A 19375-nucleotide genomic window follows, 5' to 3' on the forward strand; every position below is an offset into this window, starting at 1 on the left:
ACGTCATAATGAATTTCATTATGTGTTCACTCTTAAGACTTGATATTTTTTTGCGTCCGGAGACGCTTGATATCAATCCTGCGAGTGCCCACACAGATTGTCTGATAAATTGTTAAAGAGCGTTGCGAGCAGTGCTTTCGCTTCCTGCCGCGAGGTGGCGTATATTACGCTTTCCTCCTTCAGAGTCAACCTCTTTTTCAGAAGTTTTCTCCGGCGATTCAGCTTCCTGAACCTCCTGAGCCGCTGGCCTGTAAGCCGTTGTGCCGTCTCAGTGGTTGCGCATTATAGGGAGGCGCCGCGGAAAGGCAAGCGTAAAAATAAACTTTTTTATCGTTCGCTCTATTTTTACTCGCAACGCTGCTTTTTAGCGCTTTTTGATGCGCGAAGGCAGGTCAGCAAGGCTATCTATCACCCAATCTGCTGCATTTTCGCCCTCTTCCGTCACCGGCTTGCCGCTGCGCACTAATACCTTTGTGCCTACACCTGCCGCTTTACCTGCCAGCAGGTCATCAATTTTGTCGCCTACTATATAAGAAGCCGCCATATCGATATTCAGCTCTTTTTGGGCAGAGAGCAGCATGCCCGGCTGCGGCTTACGGCAGTCGCATTCCTGACGATACTCTTCCACTACGCCTTCCGGATGGTGAGGACAATAATAGATGCCGTCCAGGTCGACTTCGCGATCGGCCAGCGACCAGTCCATCCACTCCGTTAACTGCATAAAGGTATCTTCCGTAAAGAGGCCGCGAGCGATACCAGATTGGTTGGTGACCACCACCAGCGCGAAACCCATTTTTTTCAGTTCCTGCATCGCTTCGATAACACCGTCGATAAACTGAAAGTTGTCGATCTCATGGACATAGCCGCGATCGATATTCATGGTACCGTCACGGTCGAGAAATATTGCGGGGACTTTGTTCGTCACGTGGAAACTCCTGCTACTAATGTTAAGACAGAGTATCGCACGTTTGTATCCGCAGAGAGAATGCCCCTTAAGCGCGCATTGATTGATTCAGACGTCTGGATGCCTTACCATCCACTCGCAGCTCTCTGCAGGAAAGTGCAGACGAATATTTGCCACGGCCCACTCTATTACGATAATAAAATGATAAAACTTCAAAATATCAGCAAAGTGTTCCGACAGGGCACCCGCACTATTACCGCGCTGACGGATGTCAGCCTGGAAGTGCCCGCCGGACAAATTTATGGCGTAATCGGCTCGTCCGGCGCCGGGAAAAGCACGCTTATCCGCTGCGTGAATCTGCTTGAGCGTCCTACCTCAGGCACCGTGTTAGTGGATAGCCAGGATTTAACCGCCTTTTCAGAAAGCCAGCTGACCCAGGCGCGCCGCCAAATCGGTATGATCTTCCAGCACTTTAACCTGCTGAACTCCCGTACCGTTGCGGGCAATGTCGCGCTGCCGCTGGAGCTGGGCAAGCTTTCCCGCAGCGAGATCGACTCGCGGGTTAACGAGCTGCTGGAACTGGTTGGTCTGGCGGATAAAAAGGACGCCTGGCCTGCCAATCTTTCCGGCGGACAAAAGCAGCGCGTCGCTATCGCCCGCGCGCTGGCCACCAATCCTAAAGTGCTGCTGTGCGACGAAGCCACCAGCGCCCTCGATCCGGCGACGACCAGAGCGATTCTGGAGCTGCTGAAAGATATCAACCGTCGCCTGGGGATCACTATCCTGCTAATCACCCATGAAATGGACGTGGTGAAACGCATCTGCGATCGCGTCGCCGTGATCAGCAACGGCAAGCTGATTGAACAGGACACGGTCAGCGAAGTCTTTTCTCATCCCAAGACGCCGCTGGCACAGCAGTTTATTCAGTCCACGCTGCATCTGGATATTCCGGAGGATTATGCCGCGCGGCTGTCGGCAACGGCGAAACCGGAAAGCGTCCCTTTATTACGTCTGGAATTTACCGGCAAGTCCGTAGATGCTCCGCTGCTGTCGGAAGCAGCCCGCCGTTTTAACGTTAACAACAATATTATCAGCGCGCAGATGGATTACGCGGGCGGCGTTAAGTTCGGCATTATGCTGACGGAAATGCACGGCGCAGCGGCTGATACGCAGACAGCAATCGCTTTTCTGCAGGAACACCATGTAAAGGTAGAGGTATTAGGTTATGTCTGAGGCAATGATTCTGCTGCTCTGCCGTGGCGTATGGGAAACGCTGGTCATGACTTTTGTTTCCGGTTTCTTTGGCTTCGTGCTCGGCCTGCCGCTTGGCGTGCTGCTGTACGTAACGCGTCCGGGCCAGATTATCGAAAACCGCGGGCTGTATCGCTTTTTATCCGCGCTGGTGAATATTTTCCGCGCCATTCCTTTTATTATCCTGCTGGTCTGGATGATCCCGTTTACCCGCATGATCGTCGGCACCTCGATTGGCTTACAGGCGGCTATCGTACCGTTAACCATCGGCGCCGCGCCTTTTATCGCGCGCATGGTAGAGAACACGCTGCTGGAGCTGCCGCATGGCCTGATTGAGGCCTCGCGGGCGATGGGCGCGACGCCGTTGCAGATTGTGAAAAAAGTGCTGCTGCCGGAAGCCCTTCCCGGCCTGATCAATGCGGCGACCATTACGCTTATTACCCTGGTCGGCTATTCGGCCATGGGCGGCGCCGTCGGCGCGGGCGGTCTGGGACAAATCGGTATTCAGTATGGTTATATCGGCTACAACGCCACCGTGATGAATACCGTATTGGTGCTGTTAGTGGTTCTGGTTTATTTGATTCAGTTCTGTGGCGACCGCATTGTTCGTGCTGTCACCCACAAGTAAATAACGCTTCTTACAGATTAAGGAAAGGATATGTTTAATTTTAAAACGATTGCCGCTGTGGGTGCGCTGATTGGTTCGCTGGCGCTGGTCGGGTGCGATCAGAAAGAGAAGGATCCTAACCATATTAAGGTCGGCGTGATTGTAGGTTCCGAGCAGCAGGTTGCCGAAGTCGCCAAAAAGGTCGCCAAAGATAAATATGGTCTGGATGTAGAGCTGGTCACCTTTAATGATTATGTCCTGCCGAACGAAGCGTTGAGCAAGGGCGATATCGACGTTAATGCTTTCCAGCACAAGCCTTATCTGGATCAGCAGATCAAAGATCGCAACTATAAGCTGGTGCCTGTTGGCAGCACCTTCGTTTATCCAATTGCGGGCTACTCGAAAAAGATCAAGTCGCTGGACGAGCTGCAGAATGGCGCGCAGGTTGCCATTCCGAACGATCCCACTAATCTTGGCCGCTCACTGCTGCTGCTGCAGAAAGTAGGTCTGATTAAGCTGAAAGACGGCATCGGCCTGCTGCCGACCGTGCTGGACGTGGTAGAAAACCCGAAAAACATTAAGCTGGTTGAGCTGGAAGCGCCGCAGCTGCCACGTTCACTGGACGATCAGCAAATTGCGCTGGCGGTGATCAACACTACCTATGCCAGCCAGATCAACCTGACGCCGGCCAAAGACGGCATCTTCGTTGAGGATAAAGATTCTCCTTACGTGAACCTGATCGTGGCGCGTGAAGATAACAAAGATGCTGAAAACGTGAAGAAATTCGTTGAAGCCTATCAGTCCGACGAAGTCAGCGAAGCGGCTAATAAGATTTTCAACGGCGGCGCGGTGAAAGGCTGGTAATTTCCTTTCAGTACCACACTATTCTGGCGGTCACCTGGCCGTCACCTCAGCAAAGCGGGCAATAGCCCGCTTTGTTCATTTATGCGCGCTTGTTATTTGCCGCCGGGCTTGCTTCAATAACGCCTCTTTTACCGACAATGAGGATGTTCCCATGCGTGTTGTACCGCTCTGTTTGTTAGCCCTTTCGCTGACAGGGTGTTCATTGCTGCATAAGCCTTATAAGCCCGTAGAGCCTTTTAAGCAGCCTGCACAAACTGAGCCAGTCAGGAGCAAACCCGCGCCGCGTCCCGCACCGGTAAAACTTTACAGCGACGCCAGCGATCTGGTCAGCAAGCCTTTCCGCGATCTGGGCGAAGTCTATGGCGAAGATTGCCAGAGCAGCAGACAAAGCTCGCCGCCGGCTATCGCCACCGCCCGTAAAAGAATGCAGATCCGCGCCTCCGCGATGAAAGCCAATGCGGTGCTGCTGCACAAGTGTGAAATCGTCACCAATTCCCAGGGCTGCTACCGCCAGGCGGTGTGCCAGGGTTCGGCCCTGAAAGTCAGCGGCCAATGAGTTTTACCTTCCAGCCAATTGGCACTATCCATTCGCCGTGGAAAGAGAAGTTCGCGGTTCCGCGTCAGCCAGGCCTGATCCAGGACGGCGGCGGCGAGCTGCGGCTGCTGTCGCCCTATAATCAGCCGGAAGCGGTGCGCGGGCTGGAAGCGTTCAGCCATCTGTGGCTGCTGTTTGTGTTTCACCAGACGATGGCAGGCGGCTGGCGACCCACCGTTCGCCCTCCCCGGCTGGGCGGCAATGCGCGCATGGGCGTCTTCGCCACCCGATCCACCTTTCGTCCCAACCCGATCGGCATGTCGCTGGTAGAGCTGAAGGGTATCCGCACGGGAAAAGGCGAGGTGGTGCTGGAACTGGGCAGTCTGGATCTGGTCGACGGCACGCCGATAGTGGATATCAAGCCCTATCTGCCTTTCGCCGAGTCGATCCCCACGGCGCGGGCGGGCTTTGCGCAGGAAGCGCCGGAAGCCGCCATGCCGGTAGCCTTCTCGCCGCAGGCGACCCAACAGATTGCGCAGCACGGCGCGCGCTATCCGCATCTGCAACGCTTTATCGCCGAAGTGCTGGCCCAGGATCCGCGTCCGGCCTACCGGAAAGGCGAAGAGCCGGAGCGGCAATACGCCGCCTGGCTGCTGGATTTCAACGTGCGCTGGCGCGTCGACGCCTCGGGCACGCTGGTGACCGCCGTAGAGCGTCGTTAATTTATCTTCTGTCTCTTTTGAGTCTCTGACCACGCTGGTACACTAGCCGCCAGCAATTATTTAGCCTGGCTTAATGTAGCTTTCTGCTTAACTGGAATCGTAACTCATGCGTACTACTCAATATCTGCTCTCCACCCAGAAGGAGACGCCTGCCGACGCTGAAGTGATCAGCCACCAGCTGATGCTGCGCGCCGGGATGATCCGCAAACTGGCTTCCGGGCTTTACACCTGGCTGCCAACCGGCCTGCGCGTTCTGAAAAAAGTCGAAAACATCGTGCGTGAAGAGATGAACAACGCCGGTGCTATCGAAATCTCTATGCCGGTCGTGCAGCCCGCCGATCTGTGGCAGGAGAGCGGACGCTGGGAGCAGTACGGACCGGAGCTGCTGCGCCTGGTCGATCGCGGCGACCGTCCTTTCGTGCTTGGCCCAACGCACGAGGAAGTGATCACCGATCTGATCCGCAACGAGCTGAGCTCTTACAAGCAGCTGCCGCTGAATCTTTTCCAGATCCAGACCAAGTTCCGCGATGAGGTACGTCCTCGCTTCGGCGTGATGCGCTCGCGCGAGTTCATCATGAAGGATGCCTACTCGTTCCATACCTCGCAGGAATCGCTACAGGCGACCTACGACGATATGTATCGCGCTTACAGCCAGAGCTTTGCGCGTATGGGGCTGGATTTCCGTGCCGTGCAGGCCGATACCGGCTCCATCGGCGGCAGCGCCTCACATGAGTTCCAGGTACTGGCCGAGAGCGGCGAAGACGATATCGTGTTCTCTACCGGCTCCGACTACGCGGCGAATATCGAACTGGCCGAGGCCGTTGCGCCAGCCGGCAGCCGTGCAGACGCCACCCAGCCAATGGTGGAAATCGACACGCCGAACGCGAAAACCATCGCGGCGCTGGTTGAACAGCATAAGCTGCCGATTGAGAAGACCGTGAAGACGCTGCTGGTACAGGCAACCAAAGAGAGCGGCCATTCGCTGGTTGCGCTGATTGTGCGCGGCGACCATGAGCTTAACGAAATCAAAGCCGAAAAAATTGATATCGTCGCCGCGCCGCTGACCTTTGCAAGCGAAGAGGAGATTCGCGCGGCAACGGGCGCAGGCCCTGGCTCCCTTGGCCCGGTCGGCCTGACGCTGCCAATCGTGGTTGACCGCACCGTCGCGATGATGAGCGATTTCTGCGCCGGTGCGAACCAGGACGGCAAGCACCTGACCGGCATCAACTGGCAGCGCGATCTGCCGCTGCCGCGCGTGGCCGATCTGCGCAACGTGGTGGAAGGCGACGCCAGCCCGGATGGAAAAGGCACGCTGCTGATCAAGCGCGGCATCGAAGTTGGTCATATCTTCCAGCTCGGCACCAAGTATTCCGAAGCGATGAAAGCCTCCGTGCAGGGCGAAGACGGCCGCAATCAGGTGCTGACCATGGGCTGTTACGGCATCGGCATCACGCGTATCGTGGCTGCCGCTATCGAGCAAAACCATGACGAGCGCGGCATTATCTGGCCTGCGGCGCTGGCGCCGTTCCAGGTGGCTATTCTGCCGATGAATATGCACAAATCCTTCCGCGTGAAGGAGCTGGCGGAAGAGCTGTACGCTCAGCTGCGCGCTAAAGGCATCGACGTGATCCTTGACGATCGCAAAGAGCGTCCTGGCGTGATGTTTGCCGATATGGAACTGATTGGCGTGCCGCACACCGTCGTCATCGGCGACCGTAATCTCGACAGCGAGGAAGTGGAGTACAAATCCCGCCGCGCGGGCGAGAAGCAGATGATTAAAACAGGCGAAATCCTGGATTTCCTGCTGGCCGAAATCAACAAGTAGTCGTCAGGCGGCGGGCGTTCTGTCCGCCGCTTCAGCTGCCCGTTTCTACCGGCGCCAGCCGATAGTTCAGCGTGGTCGATAGCGCTTCGCCGCTCGCGTCCGTCATCTCCAGCCCGCTGTCGCGCGGCCGAAAATAGCGCTTCTCTCCCTGATCCGATACCAACACCAGTTTTTCCGCCGTGCGCGACCAGTGGCCCTGCTGCTGATTTTCAACGTGTTCGTCGGTCAGATAGCGCTCCTGCAAACGGTAGCGCCCGCCCTGCTCTAAAGAGAGCGTGACCTGGATGCCTTCACAGTCGGCGCAGGGAATAACGCCGCGATAGTTCTGCACCTGTGCCTCGCGCGGCTGCACCGTTGCCGCCGCATCGTAGTTCTGACAGCCCATCAGCGGGCCAAAGAACAGCGATATCACCAGAACAATCAGAACCTTTTTCACTTTCCCTCCTCTGTCATACGATCAGTCAGGCACGCGTCGCATTTTGCCGCGCAGCGATTTGGTGGTGGCTTTGCGCGCCTTGCCCTCCAGCCGCCGCTTTTTAGACGCCAGCGTGGGCCGCGTGGCCCGCCTTGTTTTTTCGACTACCGTCAGCTCCTGGATCAGGTTTTCCAGCCTTTTCAGCGCCGCTTCACGATTCATCTCCTGGCTGCGATACTCCTGCGCCTTGATAATCACTATCCCTTCCGGCGTAATCAGATGGTGACTGGCCGACAGCAGCCGCTCTTTATAAAACTCCGGCAGGCTGGAGGCGCGAATATCAAACCGTAAATGGATCGCCGTAGAGCTTTTATTCACGTTCTGACCGCCGTTCCCCTGCGCTCGGATAGCGGTTAATTCCAGCTCGCTATCGGGAATGGTCGCGTGGCGTGACAGGACGATCATGCCGGTTTACCGTCGAGCAGCCAGTCGGTAAAGCGCAGTTCCAGATGCTGCTGCTCGTCGGAAAGCCAGATGGTGCCGTCCTGAATGGTCGCCTGGAGCGTCATGGAGCGTGAGGCAAGCTGCGTCAGCGCCTTCAGCTGCTCATCATCCAGGAAACGCACGGTCAGGTTCGCCTGCTGAAGCTTATTCTGGTTTTGCAGCCACCAAATCTGCGCGGCGCGGGCGTTATAAGTATACAAGTATACGCGGGCTGCGCGATTGCACGCTTTTTTTAGCCGCCGCTCGTCCGGCAGCCCCAGCTCTATCCAGACCTCAATGCCGTTGTGATCGTTCATCAGCCAGATTTCCGGCTCGTCTTCCGCGCTCAGGCCGCGCGTAAAGGTCAGCCTTTCATGCGCGTTAACCAGCCACGCCAGCAGACGCAGCATCAGCCTTTCTTCCGTTTCGGAAGGATGTCGGGCCAGCGTCAGCACGCTGTCCAGAAACACGTTTTTGTCCATATCGGCCACGTTGACGGTGGCTTTATAAATTGTCGCTTTAAGTGCCATGGTATTCCTTATAGTCGTTGTCGGGCATTGTAACCCGTGCGGGCAGCAAATCACGCTCCGCCTGGCTGATTTCCCGTGAAATCCTGTGTTATAGTCGTCAGGTCGCCAAAGAAAATTCTTGAGGTGCATGTGCAAAAGTATTGTGAATTAGTTCGTCGTAAATATGCTGAAATCGGCAGCGGCGATCTGGGATACGTGCCGGACGCGATAGCTTGCGTTTTAAAAGCACTGAATGAGGTAGCCGCAAATCCTGAGCTACACTCTTCAATCAGGGAACAGGCAGCTTTTGCTGCTGCTAACTTATTGGTGAGCGATTATGTTGACGAATGAATACCAACCGATCAACTGCGATGATTACGACAATCTGGAACTTGCCTGCCAGAAACAGCTGACGCTGGCGCTGGCGCTGAAGGACGGCGAGCAGTTGAAGGCAAAGGCCATAGATATGCTGTTGCGCAAGAAGGTGGAATACCTGGTCGTCGATCTCTCAGGCGAGATCCGCGAGCTGCGTCTGGATCATATCGCCAGTTTCAGCCACCCTGAACTGGGTACCGTCGTGGTCAGCGAGTCTGACTAACCCCCAATCGGGCGGAAGCTATTCCGCCCTCCGTCGTCAGGGCTTCAGGCCCGCATAGTAAGCCGCCAGATCCGCCATATCCTCATCGCTCAGTCCCGCTACGAAAGCTTTCATCACCTCTGCCTGGCCGCCGCTGCGCTCGCCTTTTTGATAGGCGTGGAGCGAGTGAGCGAGATAGTCTGCATTCTGGCCCGCCAGATTGGGATACAGCGACACGGCGGCTTTGCCTGCGGCGCCGTGACAGCCCTGACAGCTGGCGGCTTTTTGCTGGCCGCTCTGCGCGTTGCCCGCCAGCGCGGAGAAACTGATCGCCAGCAGCAGCGCCGACGCGATTACTTTTTTCATTGCTCATCCTGTTGCCAGCTGATTTGCCAGCCGGGTTGCTCTTTCGGATCGCCTTCACGGGTAACGAAGACGCCCACGGCGGCAATCAGCTGATTGCCATAAAACAGCAGCGGCGTACGCTCGCGCAGCCACGGGGCCACACCAAGCTCCTGCCAGATTTTTTTTATCGGCCGACTGCCCGCGCGTCCGACAATATGTATTTTCCCCTGCGCCTGGAAGCGCACGCTGACCGCCTCGTCAGCCTGCGGCACCCGCACTTTTGTGCCTGTGTCACCGCGTACCAGCCTGCCCATTTTAGCCGGCAGCGCCAGCGATAAAGACGTCAAAGGCCAGGCAAGCACCTCATCACGGACAGATACGGCGACCGGTAGCCAGTACAGGCGGCCGCGAAAGCGCCGGATTTCAACATTGCCCAACAGCAGGCGCGGCTCCGCATCTTCACGGCTACAGGCCACTTCCTGCCAGATACGCGCCAGCGCATCCCGCGAAGGCATCAGCCCCTGATGCTGCGCTATCCAGCGTCGCAGCAGCGCGGCGCGTCGGCTGTCGCTCATCGCGGCCAGCGGCGCTATCGCCAGCGCGCCCTTTTCATCCATTAGCGAACGGAGCGATTCAGCCAGCAGCTCATCCAGCAGCTGTTCCTGCTCGCCGCACAGGGCCGCGCTGCGCGCCGCCGCGCGGGCAAAATGAGGCCAGCGCGCGCTCAGTTCGGGCAGAATAACCTGACGCAGGAAATTACGGTCGTAGCGCGTATCCTGATTGCTGTCGTCCTCAACCCAGCTCAGCTGATGTTCTGCCGCCCACTGCTCCAGCTGCGCTCGCGTCTGCGTCAACAGCGGCCGTAGGTGCAGATGCGAATCAAGTCTGCCGCTGACGGGCATAGCGGCCAGCCCGGCCGGCCCGCTGCCTCTTTTCAGCGCCAGCAGCAGCGTTTCGCACTGATCGTCCAGATGCTGCGCGGTCAACAGGCATTCGCCGGGCTGAAGGTGCTGACGAAACGCCTGATAGCGCGCCTCGCGGGCAGCCGCCTCTATGCCTTTTTCCCGCCCGTCGACCTGCACATACACCACTTCCAGCGCCACCTGCCAGCGCGCGCACTGCTGCCGACAGTGCGTCGCCCAGCTTTCCGCCAGCGGATTAAGGCCGTGATGAATATGAATGGCGCGTAAAGTGAGGGCGTGCTGCTGACGCAGGCAGACCAGCTGGTGCAGCAGCACGCTGGAATCCAGGCCGCCGCTGAAGGCCACCAGCAGCTGCCGTTGTCCGGCAAGATGGTGTTGAAGATCGGACAGTGACATGCAAATCCCTGAAGCAAAAAGGCCCGGCCGACAGCGGCCAGGCGCTATTTTACGCCTGATACAGCTCCAGCGGCAAACCGTCCGGATCTTTAAAGAAGGTATAGCGCTTGTCGGTCAGCGGATCGACGCGGATCGCCTCGCAGCTGACGCCCTTCTCTTCAAGATGCTGCTTTGCCGCCTCGATATCCTCCACGCTGAACGCCAGATGGCGCAGGCCGCAGGCTTCCGGGCCGTCCGGCCGCGCAGGCGGAAAAGGAAACGAAAACAGTTCAATAGCGTACTCGCCGTTCAGCGCCAGATCGCCTTTCCAGGAATCCCGCGCTTCCCGATACACTTCACCCATCAGCGTAAAACCCAGCACGTCGCAATAGAAAGCCTTACTGGTTTCATAATGGCTGGCGATAATGGCGATATGGTGCACTTTCCTGATAAACATGTCTTTCTCCTGAATAAAAGCTTCCGGCTACCTTACGCAGGCCGGAAGCACAGGACAATGGCACAATTCCGGAACTACGCTTTCAGCACGCGAACCAGATACTGCCCTTCGTCGGTCAGGGTGGCGCCATGAATATCGGTTTCGAAACCGGGATAGTGACGACCGATGGTGCAGAGCATCAGCAGGAAGTCGAGCACCGCGCGGCTCTCTTCGGTGATCATCTCGCCCGGCATCACCACCGGCACGCCCGGCGGATAAGGCAGGATCATATTGGCCGATACTCGCCCGACTAATTTGCTGAGGTCTACCGTTTCCACATTGCCTTTCACCTGCTGCTGGAACATCTGGTGCGGCGTCAGCTTCATTTCCGGCAGCTTATCGAAGGCCTGAAGCATCAGCCTTGGCAAATCGTGATCGCGGATCAGCTTATGGATGCCCTGAGCCAGCGTCTGAATGCGCATATTGCGATAAAACTCCGGCGCCTGCGCGTAGAGGTCCGGCAGCATGTTTCTGACCCGCAGATTAAGGTCGTAGGCGCGCTTAAACTCGGTCAGGCCGCGCAGCACGCTCATCGCCTTGGTTTTATCAATGCCGATGCTGAACAGGAACAGCAGATTGTAAGGCCCGGTTTTTTCCACCACCACGCCGCGCTCGTCGAGGTATTTCGCCACCAGCGCCGCCGGGATCCCTTCATCCGCCATCACGCCCTGCTCGCTCATGCCCGGCGTCAGGATCGTTACCTTAATAGGATCGAGGTACATATGATCGGCGTCGGCATCGTTAAAGCCGTGCCAGTCTTCCTCGCCCGGCTGGATAGGCCAGCACTGCGGCTCGTCGACGCCTTCCGGCTGCCAGATATCGAAGAACCAGCCTTCCGACTCTTCCCGCAGCCGCTGAACTTCGCGCCGGAAATGCAGCGCGCGCTCTACGGAACGATTAATCAGCCGCTTGCCCGGATTGCCGCGCAGCATCGCCGCCGCCGTTTCTATCGACGCCACGATGGGATAGTTCGGCGAGGTGGTGGTGTGCATCATATAGGCTTCATTAAAGGTTTGTTCGTCGTACTCCCCTTTAATATGGATCAGCGAGGCCTGCGAAAAAGCGGCCAGCAGCTTATGGGTGGACTGGGTTTCGTAGATGATCTTACCCGGCGTGCGGTCACCGCTCATGCCGCTCAGCCCGTTATAGATAGGATGGAAATTGGTGTACGGCACCCAGGCGGAATCAAAGTGGATCGACGGCACGTCCAGCGTCTCTTTGATGTAGCGGGTGCTGTAGAGCAGCCCGTCATAGGTGGAATTAGTGATAACCGCGTGCACCGGCCAGCTGGCGCGTTCGGTCTGCTCCACCTTTTGCGCTATGCTCTCGCGGGTAAACTCCCGCTTAGGGATGCCGCCCAGAATGCCCAGCGCGTTGCGCGTTGGCTTCAGCCAGATGGGTACGATATCGCTCATCATCAGCAGGTGCGTTAAGGATTTATGGCAGTTGCGATCGATCAACACCGTGCTGCCCGACGGTGCGGCGTACATGCCGACGATTTTGTTGGAGGTCGAGGTGCCGTTGGTCACCATATAGCTTTGCTCGGCGCCGAAGGTGCGGGCGACATACTCTTCCGCCTCCAGGTGTGGCCCGGTGTGGTCAAGCAGCGAGCCCAGCTCCGTGACCGAAATCGACACGTCCGCTTTTAACGCGTTGCCGCCGAAGAAATCGTAAAACAAACTGCCGACCGGGCTTTTCTGAAACGCAGTGCCCGCCATATGGCCCGGCGTGCAGAAGGTATATTTCCCTTCTTTCACATAGGTGAACAGGGCCTTCGTCAGCGGTGGTGTAATGGTATCGATATATTCATCGGTGTACTGGCGGATACGCTGCCCGATATCTTCCGCCGCGCCCAGACCATATTCAAAAAACCAGATGGCCATGCGCATCTGATTAACGCTGACGTCCATCGTCGAGTGCGTATTAATAAACGCGTACAGCGGCAGATACTCATTCAGCTGATTTATTTCGCTGCACAGATCGAAGCCGTGCTCGTCCCAGTCGAAAATTACGCCGCAGATACGCGGATTGTGTTCAATCAGCTTGAGCAGATCGCCAGCGTCTTTAGGATAAATAGTTTGAAAACCCTGGGCGGCCAGCGCGCCATCCAGTTCGCGGATGGGTTCATCCTTATAGAACGCGTGGTGCGGTCCCATAATCGCGATAATATTCAATGCGGACTCCTTACAATAACGGCAAGGAGTAAGCATAGCGAAGTTGAACAGCGGAGGCAGAAAAATCGCCTCCGCCGGGGTTAGCTCCTGTCGCGCACCTCTTCGGAAGGCGCATTGGCCCGTACGGACTTAATGCCGTTCAGCGCGCCCTGCTTGCTGGCGTACATCTCGCTGGTGGCGATAATTTCATGATTGTTGGCGACCAGCACAAAATACCAGGGCTGATCCGTCTGCTTGTCTGATTTTCTTACTTCGTAGTGACCCATATTTCCCTCCTGTTTTTACTGTTCCTGACGCTATAACAAACAGCTTCGCTCACGGAATCAAGCCAAAACATTAGAAAAGTTGATCTGTTTAACTTTTTATTACGCAGAGAAAGTCGGAGAGACTGAATAAGAGGCGTGATGAGGCAGAATAAAAAAAGCCCGAAGCGAAAACGATATTAATGTTTCCCTTCGGGCTGTAGCGAACGGTCAGGCGTTAGTCGACCTGCTTAACGTCCACGCGCAGTTCTTTCGGCACTTCAAACACGATATTCTCTTCACGGCCGATCAGCTCGATGGCCGCTTCGCCGCCCAGCTCGCGCAGACGCTGGATAACCTGCTGCACCAGAATATCCGGTGCGGAAGCGCCCGCCGTGACGCCCACGCAGCCGACGTCCTTGATCCAGGCTTCCTGAATATCGTCCGCCGAATCGATCAGCCGCGCCAGTTTGCCCGCGCGCTGGGCCAGCTCGGCCAGACGGTTGGAGTTGGAAGAGTTGCGTGAACCGACCACCAGCACCACGTCCGCATCCTTCGCCAGCGTGCGTACCGCTTCCTGACGGTTAGTGGTGGCGTAGCAGATATCATCTTTACGCGGCCCGACGATCTTCGGGAAGCGATCGCGTAGCGCGTCGATCACTTCGGAAGTGTCATCCACGGAAAGCGTGGTCTGGGTCATAAAGCAAAGGTTATCTTCGTTTTTGACCTGGAGCTTGTATACGTCCGCAGGCGACTCCACCAAATACATGCCGCCAGCCGGATTGCTGTACTGACCCATGGTGCCTTCCACTTCCGGGTGCCCGGCATGACCAATCAGGATCGCTTCCGTGCCCTTACGGCTGGCGCGCGCCACTTCCATATGCACCTTGGTCACCAGCGGACAGGTGGCGTCAAACAGCATGGTCAGGTTGCGCGCTTTGGCTTCCGCCCGCACCGCTTGAGAAACGCCGTGCGCGGAGAAGATCAGGATCGAGTCGTCCGGCACTTCGCTGATTTCTTCAATGAAGATAGCGCCGCGCTCGCGCAGGCTGTTAACCACGTAACGGTTGTGCACCACTTCATGCCGCACGTAGATAGGCGCGCCATACATCTCCAGCGCGCGCTCTACGATGCTGATGGCGCGATCGACGCCGGCACAAAAGCCACGTGGATTAGCCAGCAGGATTTGCATGGTTCGCCTCCAGTACCGGATCAATTTCCAGCACTTCTACATCAAAGTGAATCGTTTGTCCGGCCAGCGGATGGTTGAAGTCCACGGTAATCGAATCCCCGGAGATTTCGCGGATTACGCCCGGCATTTCGTTGCCGTCCATGCCGCTGAACAGCATGATGGCGCCGACTTCCGGTTCGCCCGCTTCCGTAAAGTCACGGCGCGAAAAATACTGGATCAGATCCGGGCTGGCCTGGCCGAAAGCGGCATCCGGGCCGAGCGAAAACGCTTTTTTGTCGCCGGGCTTCAGGCCCAGCAGCTGCTCTTCCAGCTCGCCGGAAAGGCTGCCGTCGCCCAGGCTGAACAGCGCGGGCTTGCCGTTATCCCGCGTTGATTCCGCCGTGGAGCCGTCGGCGAGTTTTAAGGTGAAATGCACCAGCACCGCGCTGTTACGCTGTACAGAATCAGTCATGCCCTGCCCTTTTGGCTTTGCCGGCGGGCGTTAAAAAGCCCTCCAGCACGATCAGCGCGGCACCGATACAGATGCCGCAGTCTGCAATATTAAACGTGGCAAAATGCCAGTCGCCCACGTAGAAGTCGATAAAATCGACCACAAAGCCGTGGTAAGCGCGATCGAACAGATTGCCCAACGCGCCGCCAATAATCAGCGCGTAAGCGATATTGTTCAGCTTCTTGCTGGCTTCGGTGCGGTACATCATCACCAGCAGCGCGACGGCAATCGCCACCGCAATCGCGGCGAAGAACCAACGCTGCCAGCCGCCTTTATCCGCCAGGAAGCTGAACGCCGCACCGTAGTTGTGCGCGTAGAAAAAGTTAAAGAACGGCATCACCGACATCGACTCGTGCAGCATCAGCGTATTCATAATCCACTGCTTGCTGCCGAAGTCGACGGCGATCACCACCAGCACCAGCCACAGCCAGCGCAGTCCGGTCGAAAAAATCGGCCTGTTCATCAGGCGAACTTACGCTGTTCGCCAGCGCCGCTGACGTTGGTGACGCAGCGGCCACAGATTTGCGCTTCCCGATCGATATCGGTCGCGTAGTGCCAGCAGCGCGGGCACTTCTCGCCTTCCGCTTTATGCAGCGCGATCTTCAGGCCTTTTACCAGCTCGCTTTGCTGAGCTTCGGACGTGGCCAGCGCATAATCCGCGACCTGGGTGCCGGAAGTCAGCAGCACGAAACGCAGCTCGTCGCCCAGGCTGGTCAGCTTCTGCGCCAGGTCGGCGTCGGCATACAGCGTGACGGTCGCTTCCAGCGAGCCGCCCACGCGCTTGTCGGCGCGCGCCTGCTCAATGACCTTGTTGACTTCGCCGCGCACTTTCAGCAGCTCCGCCCAGAAACCATCGTTCATCGACTCGCTTTCCGCCAGACCAAACAGCCCGTCGAACCACTCTTCGGTAAAGACATACTTCTCACGTTTGCCCGGCAGCTCGTTCCAGATTTCATCCGCGGTAAACGACATGATCGGCGCCATCCAGCGCACCAGCGCTTCCGCGATGTAGTAGAGCGCGGTCTGGCAGCTGCGACGCGCCAGGCCGTCGGCTTTGGCGGTGTACTGACGGTCTTTGATGATATCCAGGTAGAAGGAGCCCATCTCAACCGAGCAGAACTGCATCAGACGCTGCACCACTTCGTGGAAGTCGTAGCTGTCGTAAGAGGCGACAATCGCATCCTGCGCGGCTTTCGCGCGGCCTACGGCCCAGCGATCCAGCACCACCATCTCTTCCGGGCTGACCATATCCGTTTCCGGGTTGAAGCCGTTCAGGTTAGCCAGCAGGAAGCGCGCGGTGTTACGGATACGACGATAGGCATCCGCAGAGCGCTTCAGGATTTCGTCCGATACTGCCATTTCGCCGGAGTAGTCGGTAGAAGCCACCCACAGGCGCAGAATATCGCCGCCCAGCTTGTTCATTACGTCCTGCGGCGACACGGTGTTGCCGATCGACTTGGACATCTTGCGGCCCTGACCGTCCACGGTAAAACCGTGCGTCAGCACCTGGCGATAAGGCGCCTTGCCTTTCATCGCCGTGGAAATCATCAGCGAGGACATAAACCAGCCGCGATGCTGATCCGAGCCTTCCAGATACATATCCGGCGTGTGGCCTTCAAATTCCGGACGCGCATCCACCACCGAATAGCTGGTGGAGCCGGAATCGAACCATACGTCCAGCGTATCCGGCACCTTGACGTAGTTTTCCGCGTCGTCGCCCATCAGCTCCTTCGCGTCCAGATCCCACCAGGCCTGGATGCCGTCCTGCTCGACGCGCTGCGCCACTTTTTCCATCAGCGCCAGCGTATCCGGATGCAGCTGCTCGGTCTCTTTATGCACGAACAGCGCCATCGGCACGCCCCAGGTGCGCTGGCGTGAAATACACCAGTCGGGACGGTTGGCAACCATAGATTCGATCCGCGCCTGGCCCCAGTCCGGGATCCACTGCACGCCTTTGATCTCTTTCAGCGACTGCTCGCGCAGGCCTTTCTGATCCATGCTGATAAACCACTGCGGCGTGGCGCGGAAAATGATGGGCGTTTTGTGACGCCAGCAGTGCGGATAGCTGTGCAGCAGTTTTTCCACGTGCAGCAGCGCGCCTTTTTCACGCAGCAGCTCAACGATCATATCGTTGGCTTTAAAGACGTTTACGCCATCCAGCGTCGGGTAAGTGCCCGGCAGGTAGCGTCCATCCGGGCCGACCGGGTTGGCCGCTTCGATACCGTATTTCTGTCCGATAACGTAGTCGTCCGGGCCGTGGCCTGGTGCCGTATGCACCGCACCGGTACCCGCTTCCAGCGTTACGTGCTCGCCCAGCACCACCGGAGAAGTGATGTCGAGGAAAGGATGACGGAAAGGCTGCAGCTCCAGCGCCGCGCCTTTGGCTTCGCCCAGCACCTGCCAGTCGCTGACGCCGGCACGTTTCATCACGCTTGCCACCAGATCTTTCGCCAGGATCAGCGCGCGCCCTTCGATCTGCACCAGCTGGTAGTCAAATTCAGGGTGCAGAGAGATAGCGCGGTTAGCCGGCATGGTCCACGGCGTGGTGGTCCAGATAACCAGCGAGATCGGGCCTTCTACGCTGTCAGCGCCGAATTTAGCACGCACGGCGTCGGCATCTACCGCGTTGAACATCACGTCGATAGAAGGCGAGGTTTTGTCGTAGTACTCCACTTCTGCTTCCGCCAGCGCGGAGCGGCAGTCCAGGCACCAGTGCACCGGCTTGGCGCCTTTATGCAGGTGGCCGTTGCCGATGATTTTGCCCAGCGCGCGAATGATATTGGCTTCGGTCTGGAAATTCATCGTCAGGTAAGGACGATCCCAGTCGCCCAGCACGCCAAGACGGATAAAGTCTTTTTTCTGGCCTTCAACCTGCTCTGCCGCATAGTTACGGCACGCCTCGCGGAATTCAGCCGCCGTGACCTTCTCGCCCGGCTTGCCGATCATCTGCTCGACCTTGTGTTCGATAGGCAGACCGTGGCAGTCCCAGCCCGGCACATAAGGCGAATCGAAGCCCGCCAGGCCTTTGGACTTAACGATAATGTCTTTCAGAATCTTGTTGACGGAGTGACCAATATGAATGCTGCCGTTCGCGTAGGGAGGGCCGTCATGCAGGATAAAGGTTTTTTTCCCTTTTTTGGCTTCGCGGATGATGCCGTACAGATTGTCAGCATACCAACGTTGCAGCATTCCCGGTTCGCGTTTGGCCAGATCGCCACGCATCGGGAACCCCGTTTCCGGCAAATTCAGGGTAGATTTATAGTCACTCATCAGATTCTCGATTCCGTATTCCGCTTCTGTTTAAACCGGTGCGCTCAGCCCAAAAAAAGTTCGGGCCGCCACCACGTCTTTAGCAATTTGCTCTTTGAGCGCGTCAAGCGAGGAAAAACGCTGCTCGTTTCGTATTTTTTCGCACAGCACCACTTCTATATGGCGCCCGTACAGGTCAATTGCAACGTCCAGCAGATGCACTTCCAGCTGCTGACGTATGCCCGCTACCGTGGGACGCGTGCCGATATTGGCGACGCCGGGCAGCGGCTTGTCGCCCAGGCCGCGGACCTCGACGGCATACACGCCTTTTACCGGCGAAACATAGCGTCTTAACGGCAGGTTAGCGGTGGGAAAGCCGATGGTGCGGCCCAGCGCGTCGCCGTGCACTACGCGGCCGGAGATGCTGAAAGGGTGCCCCAGAAGCGTGGCCGCCAGCGGCAGATTGTCTTCCGCCAGCGCCTGGCGCACCGCCGTGCTGCTGATGCGCTTGCCGTCGTCGCAAAAAGTCTGGGTGCTGATAACGTCAAAACCGTAGTCGGCGCCCGCTTTCTGTAATAACAGGAAATCCCCTTCGCGACCAGCGCCAAAGCGGAAATCGTCGCCGACCGCCAGCAACCGTACACCCAGCTTATCGACCAGCAGATCGGCGACAAAACTGTGTGCCGACAGCGCGGCAAAGCGTCGGTCGAAACGCAGGCAAAGCACCGCGTCCACGCCCGCCTCGTCCAGGTAGCGAAGTTTTTCGCGCAGTCGCGTCAGCCGCGCAGGCGCTTTATCGGCCGCAAACAGCTCCAGCGGCTGCGGCTCGAACAGCATCACCACCACCGGTAAATTACGTTTACGCCCTTCTTCGCGCAGCCGGGACAGCAGCGCCTGATGGCCGCGATGTACGCCATCGAAATTGCCAATGGTGAGAACGCAGCCGCGATGCTGCTCCCGGAGGTTATGTATGCCGCGGATAAACTTCATGGCTGGCTCAGGTTCGTGGAAATCGGCGGATTATACCAACTACCACCAGGAAGGTTAACCCGCGAATGCGCCTTTACCGCGTTAATGCGGGCTTTTTCTGTCGCGGCTGACGGGCGATACCATTTTTCTTGTGAATAAGCTGTATTCATCGCCATGAAGCTGGTAGAATCTTGCGCCATCGAAACGTAACCAGGTGTCGTTGTTTCA

The 19375-nt window shown here is 57.4% G+C and carries 22 protein-coding genes; 8 read left to right on the forward strand and 14 right to left on the reverse strand.

Annotated features, from left to right (window positions below; all coding sequences use genetic code 11):
• Positions 1 to 364: 364 nt before the first annotated feature.
• Complete coding sequence (gene gmhB, locus QZH36_RS10500; protein WP_253455360.1) at positions 365 to 925, reverse strand: D-glycero-beta-D-manno-heptose 1,7-bisphosphate 7-phosphatase; 561 nt, start codon at positions 923 to 925, stop codon at positions 365 to 367.
• A gap of 180 nt (positions 926 to 1105) precedes the next feature.
• Here gmhB and metN point away from each other — a divergent pair, with 180 nt between their 5' ends.
• The 6 genes from metN to proS all read left to right on the forward strand — a co-directional run bounded on the left by metN (position 1106) and on the right by proS (position 6708).
• Positions 1106 to 2137, forward strand: coding sequence for a methionine ABC transporter ATP-binding protein MetN (gene metN, locus QZH36_RS10505; RefSeq protein ID WP_253455361.1), 1032 nt, complete (start codon positions 1106 to 1108; stop codon positions 2135 to 2137).
• Positions 2130 to 2783, forward strand: coding sequence for a methionine ABC transporter permease MetI (locus tag QZH36_RS10510; RefSeq protein ID WP_125290540.1), 654 nt, complete (start codon positions 2130 to 2132; stop codon positions 2781 to 2783). Before metN ends, QZH36_RS10510 begins: the two co-directional genes overlap by 8 nt.
• A gap of 30 nt (positions 2784 to 2813) precedes the next feature.
• A complete protein-coding gene (locus QZH36_RS10515) occupies positions 2814 to 3626 on the forward strand; it encodes a MetQ/NlpA family lipoprotein (RefSeq protein WP_253455363.1) in 813 nt (270 codons plus the stop codon).
• A gap of 151 nt (positions 3627 to 3777) precedes the next feature.
• Entirely contained in the window at positions 3778 to 4182 is a 405-nt protein-coding gene (gene rcsF / locus QZH36_RS10520) for an envelope stress sensor lipoprotein RcsF (RefSeq protein ID WP_253455364.1), read from the forward strand.
• Positions 4179 to 4883, forward strand: a complete 705-nt coding sequence (gene tsaA, locus QZH36_RS10525; protein WP_301730168.1) for a tRNA (N6-threonylcarbamoyladenosine(37)-N6)-methyltransferase TrmO — start codon at positions 4179 to 4181, stop codon at positions 4881 to 4883. Before rcsF ends, tsaA begins: the two co-directional genes overlap by 4 nt.
• A gap of 106 nt (positions 4884 to 4989) precedes the next feature.
• A complete protein-coding gene (proS, locus tag QZH36_RS10530) occupies positions 4990 to 6708 on the forward strand; it encodes a proline--tRNA ligase (protein WP_301252448.1) in 1719 nt (572 codons plus the stop codon).
• A 31-nt stretch (positions 6709 to 6739) separates the two neighbouring features.
• Here the strand turns inward: proS and QZH36_RS10535 are convergent, their stop codons facing one another.
• Genes QZH36_RS10535 through QZH36_RS10545 form a run of 3 tightly spaced genes read right to left on the reverse strand, consistent with a single transcriptional unit; the run spans position 6740 to position 8136 of the window.
• Entirely contained in the window at positions 6740 to 7144 is a 405-nt protein-coding gene (locus QZH36_RS10535) for a copper resistance protein NlpE N-terminal domain-containing protein (protein WP_253455367.1), read from the reverse strand.
• A gap of 21 nt (positions 7145 to 7165) precedes the next feature.
• Positions 7166 to 7588, reverse strand: a complete 423-nt coding sequence (arfB, locus tag QZH36_RS10540) for an alternative ribosome rescue aminoacyl-tRNA hydrolase ArfB (RefSeq protein ID WP_253455368.1) — start codon at positions 7586 to 7588, stop codon at positions 7166 to 7168.
• Entirely contained in the window at positions 7585 to 8136 is a 552-nt protein-coding gene (locus QZH36_RS10545; protein WP_253455369.1) for a YaeQ family protein, read from the reverse strand. Before QZH36_RS10545 ends, arfB begins: the two co-directional genes overlap by 4 nt.
• A 129-nt stretch (positions 8137 to 8265) precedes the next feature.
• Here QZH36_RS10545 and QZH36_RS10550 point away from each other — a divergent pair, with 129 nt between their 5' ends.
• The gene (locus QZH36_RS10550; RefSeq protein WP_125290532.1) at positions 8266 to 8466 is read left to right on the forward strand and encodes a YaeP family protein; all 201 of its coding nucleotides are present in this window, start codon (positions 8266 to 8268) and stop codon (positions 8464 to 8466) included.
• The gene (gene rof / locus QZH36_RS10555; RefSeq protein ID WP_301289610.1) at positions 8453 to 8713 is read left to right on the forward strand and encodes a Rho-binding antiterminator; all 261 of its coding nucleotides are present in this window, start codon (positions 8453 to 8455) and stop codon (positions 8711 to 8713) included. Before QZH36_RS10550 ends, rof begins: the two co-directional genes overlap by 14 nt.
• A 36-nt stretch (positions 8714 to 8749) precedes the next feature.
• Here the strand turns inward: rof and QZH36_RS10560 are convergent, their stop codons facing one another.
• The 10 genes from QZH36_RS10560 to ribF form a co-directional block, all read right to left on the reverse strand.
• On the reverse strand, positions 8750 to 9058 hold the full coding sequence (locus QZH36_RS10560; RefSeq protein WP_301730170.1) for a c-type cytochrome: 309 nt from the start codon (positions 9056 to 9058) through the stop codon (positions 8750 to 8752).
• Positions 9055 to 10356, reverse strand: a complete 1302-nt coding sequence (gene tilS / locus QZH36_RS10565; RefSeq protein ID WP_301730171.1) for a tRNA lysidine(34) synthetase TilS — start codon at positions 10354 to 10356, stop codon at positions 9055 to 9057. Before tilS ends, QZH36_RS10560 begins: the two co-directional genes overlap by 4 nt.
• A 49-nt stretch (positions 10357 to 10405) precedes the next feature.
• Positions 10406 to 10792, reverse strand: coding sequence for a VOC family protein (locus QZH36_RS10570; RefSeq protein WP_125290528.1), 387 nt, complete (start codon positions 10790 to 10792; stop codon positions 10406 to 10408).
• 74 nt (positions 10793 to 10866) lie between these two features.
• Positions 10867 to 13005 (reverse strand): lysine decarboxylase LdcC, encoded by a 2139-nt coding sequence (locus QZH36_RS10575; protein ID WP_301730172.1) that lies wholly within the window; start codon positions 13003 to 13005, stop codon positions 10867 to 10869.
• A gap of 80 nt (positions 13006 to 13085) precedes the next feature.
• Complete coding sequence (locus QZH36_RS10580; RefSeq protein WP_125290526.1) at positions 13086 to 13271, reverse strand: YegP family protein; 186 nt, start codon at positions 13269 to 13271, stop codon at positions 13086 to 13088.
• A gap of 214 nt (positions 13272 to 13485) precedes the next feature.
• Positions 13486 to 14439 carry a 4-hydroxy-3-methylbut-2-enyl diphosphate reductase gene (gene ispH / locus QZH36_RS10585; protein WP_253455373.1) on the reverse strand — a complete coding sequence of 318 codons (954 nt, stop codon included), beginning with the start codon at positions 14437 to 14439 and terminating at the stop codon, positions 13486 to 13488.
• Positions 14420 to 14890, reverse strand: coding sequence for an FKBP-type peptidyl-prolyl cis-trans isomerase (gene fkpB, locus QZH36_RS10590; RefSeq protein WP_253455374.1), 471 nt, complete (start codon positions 14888 to 14890; stop codon positions 14420 to 14422). The genes ispH and fkpB overlap by 20 nt, the downstream gene beginning before the upstream one ends.
• Positions 14883 to 15392: a signal peptidase II gene (gene lspA, locus QZH36_RS10595; RefSeq protein ID WP_253455375.1), complete on the reverse strand. Its 510-nt coding sequence runs from the start codon at positions 15390 to 15392 to the stop codon at positions 14883 to 14885. Before lspA ends, fkpB begins: the two co-directional genes overlap by 8 nt.
• On the reverse strand, positions 15392 to 18199 hold the full coding sequence (gene ileS / locus QZH36_RS10600) for an isoleucine--tRNA ligase (protein WP_301252443.1): 2808 nt from the start codon (positions 18197 to 18199) through the stop codon (positions 15392 to 15394). The genes lspA and ileS overlap by 1 nt, the downstream gene beginning before the upstream one ends.
• Positions 18200 to 18229: 30 nt before the next feature.
• Positions 18230 to 19168: a bifunctional riboflavin kinase/FAD synthetase gene (ribF, locus tag QZH36_RS10605; RefSeq protein WP_253455377.1), complete on the reverse strand. Its 939-nt coding sequence runs from the start codon at positions 19166 to 19168 to the stop codon at positions 18230 to 18232.
• Positions 19169 to 19375 lie beyond the last annotated feature (207 nt).

This window comes from Erwinia wuhanensis, assembly GCF_030484085.1.
Classification (GTDB): Bacteria; Pseudomonadota; Gammaproteobacteria; order Enterobacterales; family Enterobacteriaceae; genus Erwinia; species Erwinia aeris.